The organism is Myxococcus sp. CA051A, assembly GCF_013336705.1.
GTDB lineage: Bacteria > Myxococcota > Myxococcia > Myxococcales > Myxococcaceae > Myxococcus > Myxococcus llanfairpwllgwyngyllgogerychwyrndrobwllllantysiliogogogochensis.
The window spans coordinates 1-23,054 of sequence record NZ_JABUMS010000023.1; the positions used below are offsets into that span (position 1 = coordinate 1).

Here is a 23,054-nt window from a genome sequence, read left to right on the forward strand (position 1 = left end):
CGCCTCTCGCAGAATGGCGACCATCTGCTCTTCGCTGAACCGACTCTTCTTCACTGCCTGCCTCCGTGGTGTCCGGAGACGGCATCCTCTCAAGCTTCAGGTGGTCCGAAAACCGCAGGGCATGTCAACTCCACCCTGTCTTCGCGGGAACCCTCGGTATGCACCGCCCCCTGAGCGACCGTTTCGGTCATTTGCCCGTCAGGAACCACGAACTGCACGGCGGCGCACGGACGGATGCCGCGTGTGTGTCGGAAGTACCTTGGGTGGCGGCACTCCTCAACGATGCCGCCAGCCTTCATGATCTCGTTGGTGAAGACGCCATCGCCCCATTGACAGGACCAACCCTTCACGCCTGGATGGAGGTACAGCGCCTTGCGTGTGCTCATGGATGCCCATCAATGCACGGCGCATTATTGTGTTCCAAACCCAACAGGAACCACCGAGCGGCTCCTTCCACACACCACTCACTTACAACCTCCGTCGCCCTATATGCATGATAAATGTTCGCGTCGGCGAGCCACTACTCCCACACCTCGCCGCGACCCGCCCCATGCTGACAAAATCAGACAGCCCTCCTGTCGATGCCGCATGTGCCCAGCATCCCGACCAGCTTGCCGCGGGAACCTGCATCCGCTGCGGAAGCTTCGTCTGCGAGAAGTGCCAGGAGCGCGACGCGCGAGCGTGCTCCTTCTGCCGTGCGAGCCTGAGGCAACGCCCCCTGCCCTCCTCTACCCCCTGGGCAATCGTCGCGACCTGCGGCATCGGCCTCCAAGCGGTCGCCGAGCTCGCCCACATCGCCGTGAGAATCTGGGTCTTCAGTTTCGTCCAAGCAATCGGCTACACGCGGACCGAGGCCATCTCCATCTATGCAATGAGCATCACGGCCGTGAGCATCGCCAAAGCCGTGATATGGCTGCTCAGCGCGGTCTACTTCCTGACGTGGCAGTACCGGGCGGTCCGAATCGCGGGACTGATTGATGTCAGCCAGGCCTCTCCTCGCTGGGCCATCCTGTCCTGGTTCGTCCCGGGCATGAACCTCTTCAAACCCTATCAGATTCTCCGCGACCTCTGGCTCGACCTGGGGGGCGCAGCCAGCCGAACGACCCTGATACGCGCATGGTGGTGCATAGGGCTGCTCACCTTGACGCTGGGCGTGTGGAACCAGTCGATGGTCCTCCTCGGCGAAATCGTGGGTATCAGCTTCGATGCGCTGCGCCGCACCCAAATCGCGCAGAGCGCCATGTTCCTGCTAGCGACCGTGCTGTGCGTCGGCGTTGTGGTGCGCATCCAGCGGCGGCTCGTCCAACTGAAGGCGGAGGTCCTTCGCGCCCCGTGAGAACGGCCCCCTCGCGCCCCGGGGCATGCTTCGGCCCGCAGGAGGTCCTCGGGTTGTCGTTGGCCAATGGCGCGGTGCTCGTCCACGCGCACTCGAGTCCCGGGCTCCTCCAGGCACGTCACGGCACACGTCCCTTCCTGTAGGCCGGCGTCACCAGGCCCGCCCGGGACTTCGTGGGCCCGGCCTTCGTCGCGTTCCGGACCAGCACCTCAGCCTGCCAGATTCGGTTCCGGAGGAAGTCTTCCTCGTAGACCCTGCGCCCGGGTATGGGCCGCACCGCGACGCCTCCTCCCACCATCCAAGTGACATGTCCCGCGTGCCGACTCTCCGCCATCTTCACAGAGGCGGGCGAGTTGGAGCGGACGCACCGCGACGCCGCGCGTGGAGCCTGAGCCCTGCGCAGCAGGGCCTGTGGCAGAATTTCACCGACAAGGGGAGTCCTGAATGAGCGAGGTCGACTCGACGCTGTGCCCGCGGTGCAAGGGGGAGCTAATTCCGGTGCGGCATGTTGTGTCGCCTGCAAACCCTATCCGCAACGCCGCCACCCAGACTGAAGGCGTTGTCACTGACCCGCGAACAGGGAAGGTCATGGAGCACAGGGTGCTCATCTGCGGATCATGTCCAGGTGACCTCGCACGCGACCTGGCGCTGAAGTCCAGCTATCTCCAGGAGCACTACAACCAGACCCAGCGCCGATAGCAGCGGCCTGGAGCACAGAAAGTGCACGGACGCATCTGCGACCATCGTTCTCCTCGTCTCCAGCCTCTGCGCATCCGTCATGAGAGCGGAGCCGGGCATTCTCGTCTGCCAAGAACAAGAGTGTCCGTTACGCGAGGTTGACCCTGGCATCCCAGACAGTGGTGCTCGCCCCACCTCAACACAATCATAGAGCAGTCAAGCACCACATCCTGTGCCTGACCGCTCTTGGCCGAGACTCTCCGCCAAGGACACCCCTACCCGAGGTGCAGTCATGGCAAACCAGAGAAATGCGGTTCTGTACGCGGCGGGCTGGGCATTGCTGTTGGGCGCATGTGGTCCGGCGCTCGACGACGAGGCCAGCGAGTACATCGAGCCTCCAACCGCCGAATCGCCATCTCGTGGAGACACGGTGGCCGAAGAGGACAACGCGGTGTCCCAGGCAACGTTCGGAGGGCACCTCGGAAGCGCACTGGGCTCCCCAGTAATGACTTTCAACAGCTGCACCGCCAACAACGAGTGGCGCACAACCTGTGGCTCCGGGGCGTCGCCGGATATGGCGTATACCTGGACGGTCCCCGTCACGGGAAGCTATGCCTTCTCAACTGGAGGTTCGCCGTACGACACGGTGCTGGAAATTCGCCACGCCGGGGATACGGGCGTTGTCTATGCCTGCAACGATGATCGCTCGAGCGGAGGATACACGTCGCACGTCGTTCTTCGGGATCTGCCTAAGGGCAGAAAGCTCTTGATCATCATCGATGGCTACGAGGGTGACTGTGGAGTTGGCCGTCTGAACATCGTCGGTATTTGATCCAGTCGAGGCCACGGTTGCTGCGCCGTGTGAGGCTCGTCCAGGCACGATGGGGTGCTGAGGAGAGCACCTATGCCGGTATCCACTCTGTCCCCGTGCCCCCACTCACCGCTGCCGCCTGATGCCGTTGTAGCGCAGCCCATCTGGCTGGAGCTGCTCGCCCATCACCTTGAGGACGACAGCGCCCAGGCCACGTGCCAACTTCTCGGACTCGGCCCTCCCCGGGCGACAGCACCTCGGACTTCACCGAGCCGTTCTGGACCCCTGGGCGTGATCCGCTTCAGTCGACACCAAAGAAGAGGCAGGCGCGGTGTCCCACATGAGGGAAGTAGGGAAGCCACGACGCCCCGGCTTAGCTACACGGAGGAGTTCAAGGCCGGGGCAGTGGGGCTGGTGTTGGTGGAGGGAAAGACAACGTCCCAAGTGGCGAGGGACTTGAAGCTGTCGGCGTTGAGGATGTGGGTGGACCAGGCCCGTGCAGACAAGGGCCAGGGCAAGCCCGATGCGGAGAATTCCTCGGGCTCCGGGTCCGTCGGCGTGGACAAGGAGAGGGCGTCGATCGCGAGCGCTTCGACCTGCTGCGCGAAGACCTGGTGCGCAGCCCCAGGAACGACCCGCAGGCGGCCCACGGAATCGAAGTGGGCGACGGCAACCGACGAAATGGCGGAGAGACGCTGCTCGAGCACGAAGCGCCGCGCCACCGGCGACGTCAGCAGGCCCCTCAGCCAGCCGGAGAACGCCGCCAGCAGAGGAGTCTTGGCGCTCAGGATGCGCGTTAGCCGAGCCAGGCCCGGAAGAAGGGCGGCTCATCGCACACCCTCCACCGCACATGGAACATGCGTCACCGCTCTCCCCTTGACCAGATTGGCGGTCAGAGAGCGGCTCAAGTTGGCAACACGTGGGCGGGGTACCGGAGCGGAGGTTAGAGCCCGGGATCCTCGGGAAAAATCCCCAAGAATCCCGGGCGCTTCCTTCTGCGCGCGATACAGGATTCGAACCTGTGGCCTTTGGCTCCGGAGGCCAACGCTCTATCCAGCTGAGCTAATCGCGCAGAACCGCTACAGCGAGGGCACAAGTAGCCGAACTCCCCGGCCGACGCAAGCCCGCATTCCGCCCAGGGCTGACGGGAGGACACCCCACTGCAGGGGTCCCCCGCCCGCCCAGGCGCCTCAGCTCGCCCTGCGACGCCGGCCCACCAGCAGGACCAGCGCCCCCAGGCCCAGGAGGACGAGCGATGAGCCCCCTCCCTCGCCCGCCGAGGCACAGCTCAAGCCACCGCCTCGGGCATCAATCTCCAGCGACGGATCCAGCACGAAGTTGACCACGGAGGACTGCACCGAAACGTTCCCCGCGTCATCCGTCGCCACCAGCGTCACCGTATGGCTGCCGTAGTCCAGCTCGTTGCGAGGAACGAAGCGCCAATCACCGCTCGCGTCCGCCCGGACCTCACCGGTCTTCACGCCATCCACCAGGACGGAGACCATCGTCCCGGCATCCGCGTCGCCCTGGAACGTGGGCGTCCGCACCGACAGGATGTCGTTCACCCGGGGAACGGACAGCGAGGGCGCCCCAGGGGCCTTCAGGTCCACCTTCCAGCGGAACTCGGCGGGAGTGGGGTCCTCGTTGCTCGCCGGATCCCGCGTCTTCACCCGCAGGACATACTCAGTCTCTTCCGCATCCTCCCGGCCCAGTCCCGTCAGCCGGTACTCCGAGGGGTTGCAGCTCACGAAGTCCGCCCCATCCAGGCTGCAGAAGTACTGCATCTCCAGCTCGTCTCTGTCCTGGAACGACCCAAACGAGAAGACCGCTTCCACTGAGTTGGAGAGCTCCTTCGGCTTCGTCTCGATGCTGGTGTCCGGCGTTTTCGTATCGCTGGTCCACGAATGCGTCACATACAAACTCTCGAGCGTGAGGTTCCCCGCGATGTCCTTTCCCCTGATCGTCAGGGTGTGGGCCCCATCGCCGATATTGGGCCGGGTCAGCGGGCTCGAACAGGGCGTGAAGAGCGGCGTGTCGAGCGCGCATTCATACGTCTCCAGCACCTCCGACGTCTCGAACTGGAAGGTGTAGCCCGGCACGTTCGTCAACGTGGGAGGTCCCGAGAGAATCGACACCACGGGTTCATCGACATCCACGATCAGGGTGTAGGGCGCGGAGACCGGTCCCAGATTCGTCGCCAGGTCGGTGAGCGTGGCGGTGATGATGTACTGACCGCTGAGCAAGTCGAACGGGGGCGTGAAGCTCCATGTCGCGCCCGTGGCTCTAGCAGTCCCCCAGAACACCCCATCCTTGTAGAGCGTGATGGTCCCCTCCTCCGGGGTCTCGCCCTGGATGCCAGGCTTCTCCTGGTTGGTCGGGTGGTTGGCCCGGGGAGCCGTCACCGAGGGAGCCGTCGGAGCCGTGCGATCCACTTTCCAGCTGAGTGAGGCTGGAATGCCATCCCGCTCCCCCGCGAAGACAGCGCGAACCGAGAGCGTGTAGATATTGTCCGGCAGGCCTTCGTAACGGGCGACATCGTAGTCGTCACCAGGCCCCTTGGGACACGGAGCGAAGTCCGGGGGAGGGTTGTCCGGGTTGATGGACTTCTCGAGCTTGCACTCGAAGTCCACCACGCCCTTGTTCGACCACAGCGAGAAGATGGCCTCCGCCTTGTTGGTGAGTCCTCCGTCAGCAACGGGGCCCTCGAGGATCTCGGTATCCACCGCGCCGGTGCTGATGCTCCACGTGTGGGACGCCGGCGAGTCGTCCCGGTTGCCCGCCGCATCCACGGCGCGAATCAGCAGCGTCTGAGAACCGTCACGCAGGTTGGACTTCTGGATGAAGCTCTCATCCACCTCCGGCCCCGGAGGAGGCCGCTCGCACGGGGTGAATACCTGCTCATCGTCCTCCGGCTGCCCCGGTTCCTCTTCTTCCGTTTTGTAGATGTGCCGGCACTCATAGGTCAGCGCTTCAGGCCACGCGAGTCGGAACTCGGCCGTGGTGTCACCGACACGAAGGTCCGGAGCTTCGAGGATGGTCGTCTCCGGCTTCGTCACGTCCACGATGAACGACACCGGGTCCGAGTCCATGAAGCGCCCCGCACCATCCGTCGAGCGGACGAACACCGTGTTGGGCCCCTCATTCAGCGGCGTGGTGCGCAGGTAGGTCCACTGGCCGCCAGGTCCCACGCTCACCGTGACGGGCTCCGGCAGCGGTCCGAAATAGACCTGCACCGAGGTTCCCAACTCCGCGGTACCAGTCAACACGGGATACTGGGTGTTCACATACGTGCCGAGCGGCGCCACGATGGGCTTCGCCGGGTCCTTCCGGTCCACATGGAACGTGAGCGTGCCGGAGAACGCGCTGACGTTGCCCGCCGGGTCCTTCGACATGGCGCGAACCCAGTGGAAGCCATCATCCGCGGGCGACGGTGAATACGTCACCGACCAGGCCCCTGACGCATTCACCGTGGCCGGCGGCAACACCACCGAGTCATCCACATACACCGTCACTTCGGTGTTGGGGTTGAGCCCCACCGTGGACTCGAGCACACCGTCCAGAGTGATGGGAACGGAGGTGTAGTACTCGCCCAGGATGTCTGGATTGAGCACGGGGCGCGCGGGCGCCACCGTGTCCACGGTGATGCCCACGTCCGAGGACTCCACGAAGTTCCCCGCCGCATCGGTCGCCCGAGCGCGAAGGATGTAGCGCTCCTGGTCCAGCGCGGCGGGCACGACACTCCAATTTCCCGAGGGGCTGCTGGCCACCGTGCTCAAGGTCTGCAGTGTGGTGCCCGAACTCGTCAACCGCACGGTGACCACCACGCGTGCTCCCGCCTCCGTCGTCCCGGCGATTGTCGGCGTGAGCTCGCGCACCGCGCCCGCGCTCGGGGACGTCACCTGGATGGACGAGGGAGCCGCGAGGTCCACCCGCCATGCGTGACTGATGGGCCACGGGTCCACGTTGCCCGCGGCATCGATCGCGCGCACGTGGAACTGCTGGGGGCCGGACGTCAGCCCGGTGAACGTGCGACTGCCTGTTCCCGTCCCAGGACATGGCGTTGAGGTGAAGTTGAGGCCGTCGACGGAGCACTGGAACGTCGCCGTGGAGTCATCCGGGCTCTGATAGTCGAAGAGCGCGCTCGACGAGTTGCTGTCGGCCGCGGGCACCGCGGTGAAGGATGTGTCGGGAGCGAGGGTGTCCACGCGCCACGCGCGCGACGCGGGGCTCGGGTCCGGCGTCCCCGCCGCGCTGTAGGCCGTCACCTCCAGCGTGTGGGCACCTTCGTCCAGGTTCGTATAGGTCTGGGTCGGACCGCAGGCCGTGGCCGGGCCAACGTCCAGCGAGCACTGATACGTGACCCCACCCGTGAAGGTGAAGACCGCGGTCTTCGAGCTCGTCGGCGCGCCTGGGGGACTGGCAACGGGCCCCCCCGTGATGGCGGTGTTGGGGACGGAGGTGTCCACCTTCCAGGTGTAGCTCTTCGGGTTCGGGTCCTGATTGCCCGCTTCATCGATGGCGTAGACCGTCAGCCGGTGGTCCCCGTTGCCGAGCGCGCCGGACGAATACGAGGCCGGGCATGGACCGAAGGCCGCATCCCCCAGCGGCGGCGTACTGTCCAGCGCACAGCGATAGTCGGACGTCTCCGTCGAGGTGAAGGTGAAGTTCGCGACCGTGGCGCTGGAGATCGGAGGAACCCCATTGGGCGTGAGCGTCGTCGTCGGAGGGACGTTGTCGAAGGTGAAGTTGAACTCCGTGCCGATGGCGCTGTAGGCACCGAGGAACCCGGCTTGCGCCGCGACGCGATAGGCCGTGCCAGGGGTGCTGCTCGGGGGCACGAACGAGTAGACGAAGTCCTTGAGGCTGTCCGATGCCGTCCTCCCCCAATACGTGTACGTGAGGTTCGGGGTCGTGTTGGTGACTTCGTAGAGGATGACCTCCGACAGGCCCTGCTCCGTCGTTCCCCTCAGCAAGGGATTGTTCGTCCGAGCAGGCGGCGGCAGCGGGGTGAGCCCCGGAGCGGCGGGCGTGGTGAAGGCCGTGTCCACGAGGGTGACGGTGCCTCCATGATTCAGAGCGGTGGTCGCGTCATTGGGCATCGCGCCGTCGGTGGTGGCCCCAGGGGCCGTGCCCTGGGTTCCCGCCATGCCCGAGGGAGTGGTGGGGAGACAGGAAGGCCCTCCTGAAGCCTGGAAGAACACACGCCCTCCGCCACCTCCACCTCCGGGCCCGGCCACGCCGACAGCGCCATTGCCACCCGCGGCACGCACCGTGTTCGGGTTACACGCCGCGCTGCCCGCGAAGCGCAGGTGCAGGGTGCCACCGGCTCCGCCGCCATGGCCGACATCCAGTCCCGTGGTCGCCACGGCACTCTCCCCAGAGGCCAGGATGCTTCCAGTCCCCGAGAGCGAAGTGGCTCGGATGAAGATGATGCCACCGCCTTGCCCACCTGCCCCCGTCATCAGGGCGCTCTGGGCATGCCCACTGCCTCCGCCGCCACCAAACGTGAGGAAGCTCAAGGACGAACCACTGAGCGCCGCGCCACCAGCTCCCCCCGGATTGTCGCCCTCGTTCCGTCCCCCCACGCCGCCGGGCCCGCCTCCGCCTCCGCCTCCGCCTCCGCCTCCGCGACAGGAGCCCCCGCCTCCACCATTCGTGGAGTTGTCGCGCGAGTCCCCCGGTGCGGGAACCACGTCCTCGCCCCGGCGTCCCGTATTGCCCGGGTCCGAGCCCGCGCAACCGCCATTCGCATCACCGGCGAAGGTGGCGCCCTGAAGGCCGAGCCCTGTTGCTTGAATCGTTCCGTTGTTGATGAGCGGTCCATTGGCCAGGAACGCCAGCACGCCGCCCGAGCTCCCGTTCCACTTGTCCGCAGTGACGGTGACGTTCGCGTTGACGGTGACCGCTCCGTAGCGAGGCACGGTGACCACCTGCGCGCCCGCGCTCTTGTAGCTGTGCAGCAGGGGCGCGGTGAGCGTCAGCGAGGTCGACGTGGGGCCCCCTGTCTTGACCTGCGCGAACTCCCAATGTCCCACCGTGGGCGTCGTACCGACCGCCAAGTCCACTGGCGTGCTCGTGCCCGGCGCGGGCGCGGGGCTCAACCCGGTGGTCTGGATGACCATCACCAGGTTGGTGTTGGCGAGCTCCGGGAGCGCCCCGAGCAGCACCAGCGTGTCCGTCCCCGCGTTGGCATTGGCGTTGAGCTTCGTATGACTGTTGATCTTGTGCGAAGAGCCCGCCGTGGAGAAGACCCTCGCCGTGCCTCCACCGCCCAGCCCGAACCGGTCCCGTTCCGCGCTCGCGGTGCCGCACAGCAACAGCACGCCCCACAACAGCGCTCGCATCAGCAGCGTCCTCATTGGCGCACGTCTCCTGGCTTCGCGGCCCCATCGGCGGGGAGCGCTCCTCGCGACTCCTGTGGGTCGATGAACTTGAACTCGATGCGACGGTTCTCTTCGCGGTCCTGATACGTGTTTTCGGGGAACACCTTCGGCTTGGTCTTCCCGAAGCCCACGGCCATCAACCGGTCCGCCGGAGCCCCTTTGCTGATGAGGTACTGGCGCACCGCATCCGCGCGGGCCTGCGACAGTCGCCGGCTGGCATCCAGGGGCGAGCGCAGGTCCGTGTGCCCACCCACCACCACCATGGGCAGCTCCGGGTGCTCCCTCACGATGCGCGCCACCCAGTTGAGCTGCTCGAGCGAGCGACTCTGGATGACCACGCCCGAGGCCTCGAAGTAGATCCGCTCGAACAGCTCCAGGTGGCCCGGTTTGATCTCCACCAGCGGCGGCACGTTCGCGGGGCAGCCCAGGTTGTTCGCCGCGCCCACGTCCTTCACGCAGCTGTCCAACCTGTTGGGCACGCCGTCCTTGTCCGAGTCCATCTCCGGGCAGCCCTTGCGCTCCGGCGGCCCCGGCTCGTTGGGACACTCGTCGTTGTCGTTCACGATGCCGTCCTTGTCGAAGTCGACCACCGGGCAGCCCTCGTTGTCCGCCGGCCCCGCGTGCTCCGGGCATCGGTCCTTGCTGTCCTCGACCTCGTCCTTGTCCTTGTCATCCATGGGGCAGCCATTGCGCGCGGGAGGGCCGTTCAGGTCCGGGCACTCGTCGAGCGTGTCCTCGATGCCGTCTCCATCCGAGTCCTTCGCCGAGCAGCCTCCGCGCGCCGCGTCTCCGGCCACCAGCGGACAGCGGTCCACGCTGTTGATGATGCCGTCCCCGTCCTCGTCGGAGCCGGGGCACTCCTGGATGGGGTCCGTCAGCGTCTTCACCAACCCCGGCTCGCAGCGCACCGATGACTCACCGGGCCCGCGCGTCGGCACCACCTTGCCGAACGCACCGCCCACCATCAGCCGGAACAGCGGCGTCCCCGGGGCCGAGCCCACACCCATGCCCGCCAGGGCGAAGAGCTCCAGCGACGGACTCGCCAGGTAGCGCGCCCCCGGCAGGAGCTCCACCGCGCCGGGCTGGTCCGTCAGGGGCAGCATCGCGCGCACGTTCAGCTCCCAGCGCAGCCGCTTGCCCGTCGTGGAGAGCGCCGCGCCCACGCGCACCTCGTGCCCCACCTCGTCCTCCAGGTCGCCCACGCGCTCGGTCAGCAGCATCTTCTCCCGCTGGACGTAGCCGACCTCCAAGCCCGCGCGGATGCGCCCGAAGTGCCGCCCCAGCATCAGCCGGGGCGACAGCCGCACCGAGCCATCATCCCGCGAAAACCCCTCCGCGCTGCCCAGGGGAACACCCACCCCCAGCTCCGCCGCGAGGTCCAGCACGCCCGACGACTCCTGCGTCAGGAGTCCCACCCGACCGCTCAGTGACGGCGTGGAGAGCGTCTGCGCACGCGGCTCCGGGATGCCCGCACCCGCCAACCCGGTGCTGTTGCCACCCTGAAACGCCACCAGCGGCACCTGCAACCCCACCTGCAACCAACTCAAGGGCGCATAGGCCGCGGCCAGGTGCGCCGTCGCGCGGCTGCCCACGACGGCGAGCTTCTTCCCGGTGTTCATGTACACCAGCGGCTCGTGGGCGTACTGCATCGCGACCGTGGCTCGGAAGTCACCCGCTGGAAGCAGCTCACCCAGGCCCACGAGCAGCGCGCCTTCCGCGCCAGGATTCAGCTCCAGCCGCTCCAGGTCGAACCCCCTCAGGGGCGACGCATTGGGGACGGGGGGCACGTCGTCCTGGGCCCCGGCGCTCGCGGACGCCAGCGCGAACGCAAACGCGAGCACGCCTCGCAGCAGCCTGCTTCGTCTCATGATTCTCCCGGATGAATGGCGTGTGGGTAACCCGGAGCCGTCCCACGTTTCAAGCCGGCCCCCCGCGTTCACTCTACACCAGATGCCCCCCTCCTCTGGCCAGCCCGCACCCATCGGGTCGCCCGGCGCGCGAGGGCCGAGACAACGCTGTCACTGAAATCTCAGACCAGGGATTCCCGCCCGGTCAATTCGTGGCATGCTGGCGCATCACTCACCTCCCCGCGGCTCGCGCGGGGTCTGGCGCCGGGGGCACTCTGATGATCGCGAACGCCGCGTTGCTCGCGAACCAGGCCGAGTTCGAATTCGAGGCAGGTTCGTTCACGGCCGCGGAGCTGGCGGTGCTCGGCTTCGAGGCCGAGGAGACGCTCTCCCAGCCCTACACCGTCGAAGTCGCCCTCGCCGTCCGGCCCGACCTCGAGGTGGAGGAGAAGCTGCTGCTGGGCAAGGACGCGCGGCTGACGGTGATGCTCGGAGACGGCACCGCCCGCTTCTTCCAGGGCGTCGTCGCGCGGATGACCCGCTGGGACGAAGGCAGCGGCCCCGAGCGCCGTCGCTACCGCGTCACCGTCGTGCCGCGCCTGTGGACGCTGCGCCACCGCCGCAAGAGCCGCATCTTCCAGGAGCTGACCGTTCCGCAGATCGTCCACAAGGTCCTGGACGAGGCCAAGGTCGAACACCGCCTGGCCCTCACTGGAACCTACCCGGTGCGCGACTATTGCGTGCAGTACCGCGAGTCGGACCTGGACTTCGTCTCGCGGCTCCTCGAGGAGGAAGGCATCTTCTACTTCTTCGAGCACGCCGAGAGCTCACACATGATGGTCCTGGGAGACGGCTCGTCGGCCAATCCCTCCATGCAGGGTGAGTCCAAGCTCGTCTTCCGCGAGCGCTCGCACATGATCGCCTCGCAGGAGTACGTGCACGAGCTGGTGGCGCGCACCGAGGTCCAGCCCGGCGTCGTCGCGCTGCGCGACTACAACTTCCTGCGGCCGGCCCAGATGCTGGGCGCGGAGGCGGAGGCGGACGACGGCGAGACGGCGCTGGAGATCTACGACTATCCCGGCCGCTACGAGGAGCCGGGCCCCGGCCGCAACCTGGCCCAGGTGCGCCTGGAGGAATTGCGCGCGCGCACCCAGACGGTGACGGGCGCCAGCTACAGCCGCCGAATCTGTCCCGGCCACGTCTTCGAGTTGGCCGAGCACCCCGACACCGCCGTCAACCGCAAGTACCTGCCCATCTCCGTGCGACACACCGGCCACCAGTCGGAGGCGGTGAGCATCGACCAGTCCACGCTGCGCTCGCGCGAGGGCTACCGCAACGAGTTCCTCTGCCAGCCCGCGGACGTGCCCTTCCGGCCGTCTCGCGTGACGCCCCGCCCCGTCATCCCCGGCGCGCAGACCGCGCGCGTCGTGGGCCCCGCGGGCGAGGAGATCCACACCGACGAGCATGGCCGCATCAAGGTCCAGTTCCACTGGGACCGCGAGGGCAAGGCCAACGACAAGAGCTCCTGCTGGATTCGCGTCAGCCAGGCCTGGGCGGGTCCGGGCTGGGGCGCGCTGTACCTGCCGCGCATCGGCCACGAAGTGGTGGTGGAGTTCCTGGAAGGAGACCCGGACCGCCCGCTCGTCACCGGCAGCGTCTACAACGGGCAGAATCCGCCGCCCATCGACCTGCCCGGCAGCAAGACGCAGAGCACCCTGCGCTCCAGCTCCAGCCCTGGCGGTGACGGCTCCAACGAGCTGCGCTTCGAGGACGCGGCGGGCTCGGAGCTCGTGTATCTGCACGCGCAGAAGGACTTCAACGTCGTCGTGGAGAACGACAAGACGCAGGAGGTCCGCGGCAACGAGACGTTGCTGGTGAAGAAGGACCGCGCCCGCGTCATCGAGGGCAACCAGTCCCTCGAGGTGAAGAAGGACGATGACAGCACCATCAGCGGCAACCAGTCCCTGGCCGTCACCGGAAACCGCTCCACCACGGTGGCAGGCAATCACACCGAGTCCGTCAAGGGTGACCAGTCCATTGGCGTCAGCAGCAGCCAGAGCCTGTCGGTCAGCCTGGCGTCGGCGGAGACGGTGGGCCTGGGGAAGATGCTCACCGTGGGCGGAGCGCTCGCCATCAGCGTGGGCGCCGCGTTCAACGAGCTGGTGGGCGGCGTCAAATCCGAGCAGGTGGGCGGCGCCAAGGTGGAAGTCGTTGGCGCGAAGAAGTCCGAGTCCGTCAAGGGCGCCCGCTCCACGCAGGTGGGCGGGGACCTGTCGGAAGAGATTGGCAAGTCCCGAACGCTGAAGGTGGACAAGGACCTCATGGTCAGCGTCGGTGGCAAATCCAATCACGTCACCAAGGACGCCTACGTTCTGCAGGCCAAGGAAATCGCCCTGGTCGCCGAGGAGCAGTTCACCCTCAAGGTCGGCTCCGCCACGTTGCAGGTGAAGAAGAACGGGGACGTCGTCATCAAGGGCGCGAAGATTGAAGTCACCGGCAGCGGCGACGTCATCATCAAGGGCTCCAAGATCTCCGAAAACTAGGCCGGTCCAGGCAGACCCCGGGGGGGTGGCTTGAAACAGGTCCACTGTGTCTGGCACTTTACGCTTCGCGCGGAACCGACGACGGGGCCGGGCCCTCAAAAAGGAATGTGAATTTGGCGCTAGGACACACTGGCGCCGGTGCGGCGGGGGTGGCCGGCCGGTGCCTTCGGTGGGGTGTGGTCGCCGCGCAGGCGCTGGGCATGAGCGTGGGAGCGGGCTGCGCGAAGCGCGTGCCCTTCTCCTGTGAGACGCCGCCACCGTTCCAGGTGGTGGTGGACGCGGCCGAGCAGCTCAACCCGGACTCCAAGGGCCGCTCGTTGCCCACCGTGGTGCAGATCGTCCAGCTCAAGGACAGCGTGAAGCTGGAGCGCGCGGGCTTCCGAGACTTGTGGGGCAAGCCCGAGGTGCTGCTGAAGGATGACCTGCTGCAGGTGGCCGAGGTGGTGGTGGCGCCCGGTACGCAGGAGAAGCGCTGGATACAGCGGGACCCGAAGGCGCGCTTCGTGCTCGCCATGGGCCTGTTCCGGCAGCCACTGGGTTACTCCTGGCGCGCGGTGGCGACCTTGCCCGTGGTGCAGGAGTCGCGCTGCGTGGAGCGTCCCGCCGGAGACCAGGGGCCGCCGCAGGAGGACGACGAGGTCTTCCGCTACCGGCTCCAGGGCTATCAGATCGACTTGATGTTCCGGCCCCTCAGCGTGGCGCCGGAGCGACACAACAACCCCGAATCCGGCGACCAAGAGTCGCCCCGGAGAGGCGCATGAAGTCCGCGCAGCGCGTCGTGTGGTCCGAGGGCATGTTCATGAGCCCCCACCACCTCCAGCAACAAGACCTCTATCACGAGCAGCTCTTGGAGAACCGGCTGGGGGCCCTGGAACCCTATCCGTGGGGCGTGGTGGCCATGGAGCTGGACCAGGAGGCGCTTCGCGCCGGCCAGGTGCAGTTGTCGAACTTCGTCGGCGTGCTGCCAGACGGGTTGACGGTGTCCTTCGAGTCCGGAGACGCCGAGGCCCCCTCCGCGCGCCCCGCCGAGGGCTACTTCCCTCCCGCGCAGCGCACCCTGGACGTGTACCTGGGCGTGCCGCGCGAGCGCAGCGGCGTGGAGAGCTACGGCAGCGGGGAGCGCATCGGTGGCAGCCCGCGTTACACGCCCGTCACGCGGCCCATCAGCGACCTGACGGCGTCCACGTCCATCTCCCAGGTGGGCTTCGGCCAGCGCAACGTGCGGCTCTTGTTCGGCACCGAGCCGCGCGACGACTTCGAGGCCATCAAGCTGTTCGAGCTGACGCGGGACAAGTCCGGCAGCCTGGCCGTGGTGGACGCCTACGTCCCGCCCTGCCTTCGCATCGACGCGGCGCCCTACGTCATGGGCGAGCTGCGCACGCTCTTGCGGCTGATGGTCTCCAAGCAGCGCCAGCTCGCCTCGCGCCGCCGGCACCGGGATGCGTCCGCGCTGGAGTTCACCGCGGGCGACGTGACGCTCTTCCTGGAGCTCAACGCCCTCAACGGCACCATCCCCTTCCTCCAGCACGCGCTGGACGCGGGCAACCTGCGGCCCCGGGATTTGTACCTCACGCTGGTGCAGTGCGCCGGCCAGCTGTGCACCTTCTCCTCCAGCGCGGACCCCACGACGCTGCCGTCCTTCCAGTTCACGAACCTGAGGGCGACGTTCGAGGAGCTGTTCCGCCGCCTGTCGGAGCTGATGCGCTCGGTGGCGCTGGAGCAGTGCCTGACGGTGGACCTCTCCGCGGGCTCGGACGGCATGTTCCGGGGGAAGCTGGAGGACGAACGGCTGGAGCGCTGCGGCGCCTTCCTGCTGGCGGTGAGGAGCGATTTGCCCGAGCGCGTCGTCGCCGAGCAGTTCCCCAAGCTCACCAAGGTGGCCTGCTGGGATGACATCCCGGGCCTCGTCCGCGCCGCCGCGCCCGGGGTGCCGCTGGCCGTCACGTACCGCCCGCCGCCGGAAGTCCCGGTGCAGCCGGGCACCGTGTACTTCAGCCTCTCGATGAATGACGGCTACTGGAAGAACGTGATGAGGGACCACAACCTCGCGCTCTATCTGCCACAGCCGTTCGACGCGGCCCGAACGACCGTGGAGCTGCTCGCGGTCCCCACCGCCAATCGCTGACGCGCAGGGATTCCCATGGACCGAGTGACGGAAGCCACGAAGGACTGTTTCGACGCCGCCATCCACCTGCGCGGCTCGGAGGCGGCGGCCATTCCTCCGCCCGAGACGCTCTATCACCGCCTGCGCGGAGTGGTGGACGAGCTCTTGCGGCGCGCCGCCGTGCTCGGCTTCAGCCACCAGGACGCCCAGGACATGGCCTACGCCATGGTGGCGCTCATCGACGAGGTCGTCCTCAGCCGGCCGGAGGAGTACCGGCAGTTCTGGATGACCAACCCGCTGCAGCTGCACTACTTCAACGAGAACATCGCGGGCGACGGCTTCTTCGCCAGGCTGGACCTGGTGCGAAAGGATCCGCACCGCGCCGAGGTCCTCCAGGTCTACTACCTGTGCATGCTCTTCGGCTTCCAGGGGCGCTACCGCATCCGCGGCGGCGAGCTGGAGCTGATGACGCTCATCGACACGGTGAAGAAGGACCTGGAGCGCGCGCGTCCGTTCGACTTCGACGTGCTGTCACCCCACGGTGACCGTCCCACCGACTCGCTGCTCTCCAAGCGTCGCAAGACCCCCATGCTGGCCCTGTCCGCGGGCTCGCTGGCGGTGGCGGTGCTCTTCTACGGCGTGCTGCAGTTCTTCCTGAAGGACAAGGTGGACGAGCTCAAGGGCCGCATCGAGCTGCACGCCGCCAAGAACGTCGCCGGCACCCTGGCTCCGCCGCAAGCGGGCGCCAACCCGGGAGGCACGCAATGATGGCCTACCTGCTACCGCTGCTGGGTATCGGCGCGCCCATGTTCGCGCTGATGACCTACCTGGAGCTCAGCCCGCCCCAGGCCGCCATCGTCGCCGCGCTCGCGGGCCTCTTGGCCATGGGCGTGGTGTGGGTGGTCAAACGCATCCGCGCGCGCCGCGCCGCCAAGAAGCTGGAGGGCGCGCTCGCGGCCCAAGGTGAGGAGCAGGCCGCCACGGTGCGGCCGGACCTGCAGCCCGAAATCAAGGCGATGCAGGACGAGTTCACCAAGGCGGTGGGCGCGCTCAAGGCGTCCAAGCTGGCGCGCGGCGGCAAGGACGCGCTGGCGGTGCTGCCCTGGTACCTCATCGTCGGCCCTCCGGGCGCGGGCAAGAGCACCGCGCTGCGCAACTCCGGCCTGAAGTTCCCCTACCTGTCCGCGCGCGGTGGCGTGCGCGGCGTGGGTGGCACTCGAAACTGCGACTGGTGGCTCACCAACGAGGCCGTCATCCTCGACACGGCGGGCCGCTACACCAGCGCCGAGGAGGACCGTCCGGAGTGGATGGCCTTCCTGGACACGGTGGTGAAGCACCGCCCCAGCCGCCCCATCAACGGCCTCATCGTCGCCATCAGCGTCAGCGAGCTGATGACGGCGGACCCGCAGGCCGTGGGCGAGATGGGGCAGACCATCCGCGAGCGCCTGGACGAAATCACCGGCCGGCTGAAGATGCTGGTGCCCGTCTACGTGATGGTCACCAAGTGCGATTTGCTGCCGGGCTTCGTGGAGATGTTCTCCGACTTGTCCCGCGTGGAGCGCGGACAGGTCTGGGGCTTCACCGTGCCGCTGGAGCACCAGAAGGACGCCAGCACGGACCTGTTCCGCGAGCGCTTCGACGAGATGCTCTCCGTGCTGGAGCAGCGCTCGCTCAGGCGGCTGGGCCAGGAGCGCCGGCTGGAGACGCGCGAGAACATCTACGGGTTCCCGCAGCGCTTCGATGCGCTCCGGAAGAATCTGGCCGAGTTCCTCCAGCCGCTCTTCCTGGAGAACGTGTTCCAGGACACGCCCGTCTTCCGCGGCCTGTACTTCAACAGCGGCACGCAGGACGTGCGCGCGGTGGACAAGGTGTCCCCGTCCGCGGGTGAGATGTTCGGCACCACCAACGGACGGCCGCAGACGGAGGGCGCGTCCGCCGAGGGCCGCAGCTACTTCCTCTGGGACGTCTTCACGAAGGTGATGTTCCAGGACCAGCAGGTGGCGGTGCGCAGCTCGCTGGAGGAAGCGAGGGTGCGCCGGCAGAGCATGGTGCTGGCGGGAGCGGCGATGGCGGCCACGGCGCTGCTGTTGTCCATGCCCACCCTCTCCTATTTCCAGAACCGCTTCCTGGCGGAGGCGGTGACCAAGGCCATCACCGACGTGAACCTGGACCCGCGCGACGACGTGCGCCGGGTCGAGGACCTGCTACCGCTCAGCAAGCGCCTGGAGGAGCTGACACGGCACGAGGAAGAAGGCGCTCCGGTGTGGATGCGCTTCGGCCTCTATCAGGGCCACAAGCTGCTGCCGCAGGCGCGCGAGTTCTACAACACCGCCTTGCGGCGGGTGCTGCTGGGCAAGCAGTTCGAGCTCATCCAGCAGCGCCTGGAGGGCTTCGCCCGCAGCCCGGACATGCTCACGCTCCGGGACCCCAAGGAGCACGCGCGGCGCTCGTCCGAGTTCAAGCAGTACGTCGACGACCTGAAGATGTACCTGTTGGTGACGACGCCCCGGGACCCCAAGGAACCGGAGCTGGACGAGACGCAGCGCCGGTGGCTCGTGCAACAAATCGTCGAGCACTGGGGGCGCGTGCGCGGCAGCGCGCTGGATGAGGGAACGGTCGCCACCCACGCCACCACCTTCATCAAGATGCTGGGCGCCGAGCAGGCCCTCCCCGACGAGCAGAAGCCCGCGCGCGAAGAGCGCATCGCCTTCCCCCGGGAGCACGCCCTCATCGTGGGCGCCCGACGCGCGCTCATCCGGGTGCCCCTGGAGAAGTTGGAGCTGGCGCGCATCGTGGAGACCACGCGTGCGCAGTACGGAGACGTCACGCTGGAGCAATTGATGGGCTCGGTGCCGCAGTTCAGCGCCAACATGGTGGTGCGCGGCGCCTTCACCCGCAACGCCTACGAGAACGAGGTGAAGCAGCAGCTCGAACAGTCGTTCTCGGACCAGGATGCGTGGGTGCTGGACCGGGACGTCGGCAGCGACGTGGAGGGGTTACGGCGCGTACTGCACTCAAACTACCTCTCCGCCTACATCCAGGAGTGGAAGGACTTCCTGAACGCCATCAAGGTGGTCGAGCCCAAGGACGACGTCCAGTTGGATGACCTGCTCACCAACCTGACGCGCGGCACCCCCAAGCCGTACAGCCGGCTGTTCAACTCCATCGTCAACAACGTCCAGCTTGAGCGACGCCCCCCCAAGGTCGAAGCCACGAGCACGAACAAACTGACGGCGTCCGTGCAGAAGATCTTCGGCTCCGGTGACGACGCCGTCACCGAGAAGAACCGGGAGAAGCTCAACCCGCTCGCGCCCTCCGGCGAAGAGGAGATTCTTCCCCGGGACGTGGCGCGCGAGTTTGCCTCCATCATCCGGTTCGCCACGGAGCGCTACAAGACGGACGACGGCGAGGAGACGCTGACGGCGCTCGTCGAGTACGAGGAGCAGCTCGTCACCGTCCACTCGGCGATGCTGGCGGCGAAGGACAAGCCAGGAGAAGGCGCGGAGCTGGCCAAGAAGAGCAACGCCGCGCGCAGCTACGTGGAGATGCTCATCCGCAAGCAGACGGACAACATCGCCATCTTCCATCAACTGCTGATGCCGCCCTTCAAGGACACCCTCCAGGTCCTCACCCAGGGCCAGGCCCAGCAGAAGAGCAAGCTGTGGTGCGAACAGGTGGCCGTGCCGTTCAACCGGGCCTTCAAGGACATGTATCCGTTCACGGCCAGCTCGCAGAAGGATGCACCGCTGCCCGAAGTCGCGGAGTTCCTGCGGCCCGACAACGGACAGCTGCGCAAGTTCATCAAGGAGCAGCTCAGCGAGCAGCTCGTCCCCACGGGCCGCAAGTGGGACTTCACCTCGTCCGCCAGCGGGAACTACCGGCCGGAGCTGCTCACCTTCCTGGAGAAGACGCAGGCCCTGGCGGCGACCCTGTTCCCGGGCGGCGAGTCGGTGGGCATGGTGGACCCGCTGGTGCGCTTCCAGGTGCGCATCCGTCCCGGCGTCTCCATGGATGGCGCCGCGTCGCAGATTTCGTCCATCGTCTTCACGCTCGACGGCACGGACGAGGTGTACCGCAACGGTCCCGATACCCTGTGGAAGCCGATGATCTGGCCCGGCCAGGCCGGCAAGCTCGGCGCGCGCATCCTCGTGCAGAGCGTGGATGGCGCCACGGAGTCCACGCTGGAGGCCGAGGGCGACTGGGGCCTGTTCCGCCTGCTCGAGCGCGTGAAGAAGATCGAACCCAGCCCGGACGGGCGCTACTTCACCGCGACGTGGGAGATCGAGGAGATGAATGGCGCGCAGGTCTCCATCGACTTCCGGCCGGAGCGCACGACCAACCCCTTCTTCGGGCTGGCGGGCAACACGTCCAAGCTGATGGGCATCTTCCGGGACTCCGGCATGAAGGTCCCGATGGGCATCGCGCTCAACGGCAAGGGCTGCGAGCCGGAGGCCGTGGCCGCGGGCGGAGCCCCCTGATGGCGGTGCAGCAACCTCCTCGCATCGGCCTGCTGGGAAAGACGCCACGCCAGGCGGAGTTCATCCGGTTCAACGCCTCCACGCCGCTGGCCCTCCACCTCTACGGGTGGATGGAGGCGGGCGTGGAGCGTGCGCGCAAGGCGCGGATGGACCTGCCCTCGGAGCCCGCGCACTTCGTCTTCACCGCCCCAGGCCAGAAGCAGGCGCTGGTGGGGCTGATGGCGCCCAGCGTGGACAGCGTGGGCCGCGCCTTTCCGCTGGCCGTGTTCACCGAGGTGCCCTCGGCCAGCACCGCGCTCCGCTTCGCGCTGACACCAGAGGCCTACCAGCCCTTCCTTCGCGCGGCCGGGGCCCTGGCCCACGCGGCGGCGGAGCTGGACGTGCCGCGACTCACCGAGCGCGCCACTGCGCTGCCCGTGCCGGGCCCGGGTGACTTCAGCGTGGCGGAGCGCCTGCGCGACAGCGTCCTTTCGGAGCACCACCTCGCCGACCTGCTGGGACCCGTGACAGAGGGCTCGCCCGCCGGAGGGCAGTACTACGCGCTGCACACCTTCCTCACCGCGTGCATCGGTGAGCGCGGACGCGAGCAGTCCGCCGCGGGCGTGGTGCTGGACTGCCCTTTGACGGCGCGCGTGGGCCCGGTGGCGTGGTTGGAGCTGTCCTCGCGCCTGTTGCGCTGGCCCCACCAGCCGCCGTCCTTCTTCTGGTCCGAGGGAGACAAGCCCCGGCTGCTCTTGAGCCTGGGCTCCGCGTCGCCCTCCGTCTTCCTCGCGCTCGCCCAGCCCGGCCGCCCCGGCGCCCAGGTGTGGCCGCTGCGCACCGAACGTCCCGCCGCCATCGACAACGCGCGCAAGGGCCTGACGGCCTCCGCGCGCCAGGTCATCGACTCCCCCACCACCACCCTCGACCAGCTCCTGCGCGCCTTGTCGCGCTGAGGGCACACGAAGCCTCACACCATGCCTCCCACCCTCGAAGAGCTCCGTGAGCGCGCCCGTCCCTGGGTCGAGCCCGTGCCCGGCACCGCGCCCGCCGGAACGCAGGCGAAGCACGACCCCGCCTACGAGGCCATCACCGCCGAGGTGGCGAAGCTGGAGTCCCCCGCCAGCAACGCCGTGCGCTGGGACGAAGTCGTTCGCGGCGCCGACGAGCTGCTCAAGGGCACCACCAAGGACCTCTGGCTCGCCTCGTATCTGGCCTACGGCCTCTACGTCACCCGGGGCATGGACGGCGCCGCCACCGGCGCGGCCCTGCTCGCGGAGGTGACGGAGCGCTTCTGGCCCGACCTCTTTCCGGAGGTGAAGCGGCTGCGCGCGCGCGCCAACGCCGTGGGCTGGTTCGTGGAACGCCTGGGCAGGCTGCTGCCCACCATCGACCAGGCCAGCGTGAGCGCCGAGTCCCTCGATGCGCTGGCCTTCGCCATCAAGCGACTGTCCACCCTGTCGCGTGAGCGCTTCGCCGACCAGACCCCCGCCTTCGGTCCGATTCAGGACGCCATCGCCCGGCTGCGCGCCGGCCTGCCCGAGCCCCTGCCCGAGGCGCCCCAACAGCAGGACGCCGCTTTGGCCGAGCCCGTGGACAGCGCGCCGACAGCAGCTCCCGTGACGGGCCCGGAGTCGTCCTCGAGCCCCGCGCACGCCGACGCCGCGTCGGCCGTGAACACTCACACGGCCCCGAGGACCGAGCCGCCCGCGTCCCCGAAGGCCGCGCAGCCGTCGGCACCGTCGCGCCCCGCGCCCCCTCAGGTCGGCGCCCAGCCTTCCGCGCCCCCGCGCCCCGCGCCCCCGAAAGTCGCCGCGCCCAGCACCGTCGTCGTGCCTCCGCTCCCCACGCTGCCCGCGCAGCCGGACCTCTCCAGCACCGAGGCCGTCACCGACTTCCTGCGCAACGTCGGCGCCGCGCTCCTGGGCGCCGCGAGCGCGCTGCGTCACGCGAGCAGCGCGGACCCCGTCTCCTACCGTCTGCTGCGCAACGGCGTGTGGCTGCACCTGGCGCGGCCGCCTGGCACCGGTGCCAACGGCCGCACGACGCTTCAGCCGCCACCGGACTCGCTGCGCTCCAAGCTGGAGACCCTGGAAGCCAACCAGCGCTGGAGCGAGCTGCTCGACGAGGCCGAGTCCGCCGTCGCCCAACACCGCTTCGCCCTGAGCCCGCACCGCTTCAGCGCGGCCGCGCTCAAGGGGCTGGGTGAAACACACACCACGGCCCACGCCGCGCTGGTGCGGGAGTTGCGTGTGCAACTGCGCCGCATGCCGGGCGTGGAGGACCTGCTCGCCGCCGACGGCTCTCCCCTCACCGACGAGGCCACGCGCGCCTGGCTGCGCGCCGAGGTCCTCCAGGCGGCCCCCCGCACGACCGCGTCGTCCCCGGTCCGCGCCCCGACGACAGCCATTCGCCTGCCGCCGCCGTCACTCGACGCGGAGTCCGCCGGCGCGCAGCCCCTGGGCGAGGAGGAAACCCAGGCGCTGCTGGCCGAGGGCCGCGTGCAGGAGCTCGTCGCGGGGCTCCAGGCGGATGTCGCCGCCGCGGGCACGGGCCGCGCGCGCTTCGTCGCCCGCCTGACCCTGGCGCGCCTGTGTGCCCAGGCAGGACAACTTCCGCTGGCGCGCGCGCTTTTCGACGCGCTCGACGAGGAGGTTTCCTCTCATGCGTTGGACCAGTGGGAGCCCACGCTGGCGGCGGCCTGTCTCGAGGGATGGCTCGCCACCCGCACCGTCGAGGAAAAGGAGGGGGGACGGTTGGCAGCAAAAGTTCGAAACCGCTATCGTCGTCTCGCACGGCTGGATTCTTCCGCCGCGCTCCGCGTCGTCGGCCCCTGACGTTCCCAGGTTGTTCCGCGGCGAAGCCTCCCCCATGCGACGCCCGCGCATTTCTACG

General features: G+C 68.0%; 12 protein-coding genes, 1 tRNA gene and 1 pseudogene. 10 read left to right on the top strand and 4 right to left on the bottom strand.

Features of this window, described 5'->3' with window-relative positions:
• Positions 1-89: 89 nt before the first annotated feature.
• Entirely contained in the window at positions 90-386 is a 297-nt protein-coding gene (locus HUA74_RS39905; protein WP_174458787.1) for a hypothetical protein, read from the bottom strand.
• Positions 387-550: 164 nt separating this feature from the next.
• Between HUA74_RS39905 and HUA74_RS39910 the strand changes: the two genes are divergently transcribed.
• The 3 genes and pseudogenes from HUA74_RS39910 to HUA74_RS46970 all read left to right on the top strand — a co-directional run.
• Positions 551-1,336, top strand: a complete 786-nt coding sequence (locus tag HUA74_RS39910; protein WP_174458788.1) for a DUF4328 domain-containing protein — start codon at positions 551-553, stop codon at positions 1,334-1,336.
• Between the two features lie 970 nt (positions 1,337-2,306).
• The gene (locus HUA74_RS39915; protein ID WP_174458789.1) at positions 2,307-2,846 is read left to right on the top strand and encodes a hypothetical protein; all 540 of its coding nucleotides are present in this window, start codon (positions 2,307-2,309) and stop codon (positions 2,844-2,846) included.
• Between the two features lie 399 nt (positions 2,847-3,245).
• Positions 3,246-3,296, top strand: a pseudogene (locus HUA74_RS46970) (hypothetical protein); the annotation flags it as partial.
• 527 nt (positions 3,297-3,823) lie between these two features.
• Here the strand turns inward: HUA74_RS46970 and HUA74_RS39925 are convergent.
• The 3 genes from HUA74_RS39925 to HUA74_RS39935 all read right to left on the bottom strand — a co-directional run bounded on the left by HUA74_RS39925 (position 3,824) and on the right by HUA74_RS39935 (position 11,076).
• Positions 3,824-3,897, bottom strand: a tRNA-Arg gene (locus tag HUA74_RS39925).
• A gap of 118 nt (positions 3,898-4,015) precedes the next feature.
• Positions 4,016-9,184: an Ig-like domain-containing protein gene (locus HUA74_RS39930; protein WP_174458790.1), complete on the bottom strand. Its 5,169-nt coding sequence runs from the start codon at positions 9,182-9,184 to the stop codon at positions 4,016-4,018.
• Positions 9,181-11,076, bottom strand: a complete 1,896-nt coding sequence (locus HUA74_RS39935) for an OmpA family protein (RefSeq protein WP_174458791.1) — start codon at positions 11,074-11,076, stop codon at positions 9,181-9,183. Before HUA74_RS39935 ends, HUA74_RS39930 begins: the two co-directional genes overlap by 4 nt.
• Positions 11,077-11,333: 257 nt before the next feature.
• On the opposite strand from HUA74_RS39935, the gene HUA74_RS39940 reads away from it, so the two are divergent.
• From HUA74_RS39940 to HUA74_RS39970, 7 genes are all read left to right on the top strand, one after another.
• Positions 11,334-13,598, top strand: coding sequence for a type VI secretion system Vgr family protein (locus HUA74_RS39940; protein WP_174458792.1), 2,265 nt, complete (start codon positions 11,334-11,336; stop codon positions 13,596-13,598).
• A 200-nt stretch (positions 13,599-13,798) separates the two neighbouring features.
• Positions 13,799-14,359, top strand: a complete 561-nt coding sequence (tssJ, locus tag HUA74_RS39945; RefSeq protein ID WP_141648216.1) for a type VI secretion system lipoprotein TssJ — start codon at positions 13,799-13,801, stop codon at positions 14,357-14,359.
• The gene (gene tssK / locus HUA74_RS39950) at positions 14,356-15,723 is read left to right on the top strand and encodes a type VI secretion system baseplate subunit TssK (protein ID WP_141648215.1); all 1,368 of its coding nucleotides are present in this window, start codon (positions 14,356-14,358) and stop codon (positions 15,721-15,723) included. Before tssJ ends, tssK begins: the two co-directional genes overlap by 4 nt.
• A 15-nt stretch (positions 15,724-15,738) precedes the next feature.
• Positions 15,739-16,470, top strand: coding sequence for a DotU family type IV/VI secretion system protein (locus HUA74_RS39955; protein WP_141648214.1), 732 nt, complete (start codon positions 15,739-15,741; stop codon positions 16,468-16,470).
• Positions 16,467-20,180 carry a type VI secretion system membrane subunit TssM gene (tssM, locus tag HUA74_RS39960; protein WP_174458793.1) on the top strand — a complete coding sequence of 1,238 codons (3,714 nt, stop codon included), beginning with the start codon at positions 16,467-16,469 and terminating at the stop codon, positions 20,178-20,180. The genes HUA74_RS39955 and tssM overlap by 4 nt, the downstream gene beginning before the upstream one ends.
• A complete protein-coding gene (gene tagF, locus HUA74_RS39965) occupies positions 20,180-21,115 on the top strand; it encodes a type VI secretion system-associated protein TagF (protein ID WP_174458794.1) in 936 nt (311 codons plus the stop codon). Before tssM ends, tagF begins: the two co-directional genes overlap by 1 nt.
• A gap of 21 nt (positions 21,116-21,136) precedes the next feature.
• Entirely contained in the window at positions 21,137-22,996 is a 1,860-nt protein-coding gene (locus HUA74_RS39970; protein ID WP_174458795.1) for a TssA family type VI secretion system protein, read from the top strand.
• Positions 22,997-23,054: the final 58 nt, after the last annotated feature.

Excerpts from the sequence above, each read along its gene's own strand:
- tssJ (WP_141648216.1), top strand. The coding sequence starts at position 13,799 with ATGAGCGTGGGAGCGGGCTGCGCGAAGCGCGTGCCCTTCTCCTGTGAG.
- HUA74_RS39930 (WP_174458790.1), bottom strand. The coding sequence starts at position 9,184 with ATGAGGACGCTGCTGATGCGAGCGCTGTTGTGGGGCGTGCTGTTGCTG.
- tagF (WP_174458794.1), top strand. The coding sequence starts at position 20,180 with ATGGCGGTGCAGCAACCTCCTCGCATCGGCCTGCTGGGAAAGACGCCA.
- HUA74_RS39910 (WP_174458788.1), top strand. The coding sequence starts at position 551 with ATGCTGACAAAATCAGACAGCCCTCCTGTCGATGCCGCATGTGCCCAG.
- HUA74_RS39940 (WP_174458792.1), top strand. The coding sequence starts at position 11,334 with ATGATCGCGAACGCCGCGTTGCTCGCGAACCAGGCCGAGTTCGAATTC.
- tssK (WP_141648215.1), top strand. The coding sequence starts at position 14,356 with ATGAAGTCCGCGCAGCGCGTCGTGTGGTCCGAGGGCATGTTCATGAGC.
- HUA74_RS39905 (WP_174458787.1), bottom strand. The coding sequence starts at position 386 with ATGAGCACACGCAAGGCGCTGTACCTCCATCCAGGCGTGAAGGGTTGG.
- HUA74_RS39915 (WP_174458789.1), top strand. The coding sequence starts at position 2,307 with ATGGCAAACCAGAGAAATGCGGTTCTGTACGCGGCGGGCTGGGCATTG.
- HUA74_RS39955 (WP_141648214.1), top strand. The coding sequence starts at position 15,739 with ATGGACCGAGTGACGGAAGCCACGAAGGACTGTTTCGACGCCGCCATC.
- HUA74_RS39935 (WP_174458791.1), bottom strand. The coding sequence starts at position 11,076 with ATGAGACGAAGCAGGCTGCTGCGAGGCGTGCTCGCGTTTGCGTTCGCG.
- tssM (WP_174458793.1), top strand. The coding sequence starts at position 16,467 with ATGATGGCCTACCTGCTACCGCTGCTGGGTATCGGCGCGCCCATGTTC.
- HUA74_RS39970 (WP_174458795.1), top strand. The coding sequence starts at position 21,137 with ATGCCTCCCACCCTCGAAGAGCTCCGTGAGCGCGCCCGTCCCTGGGTC.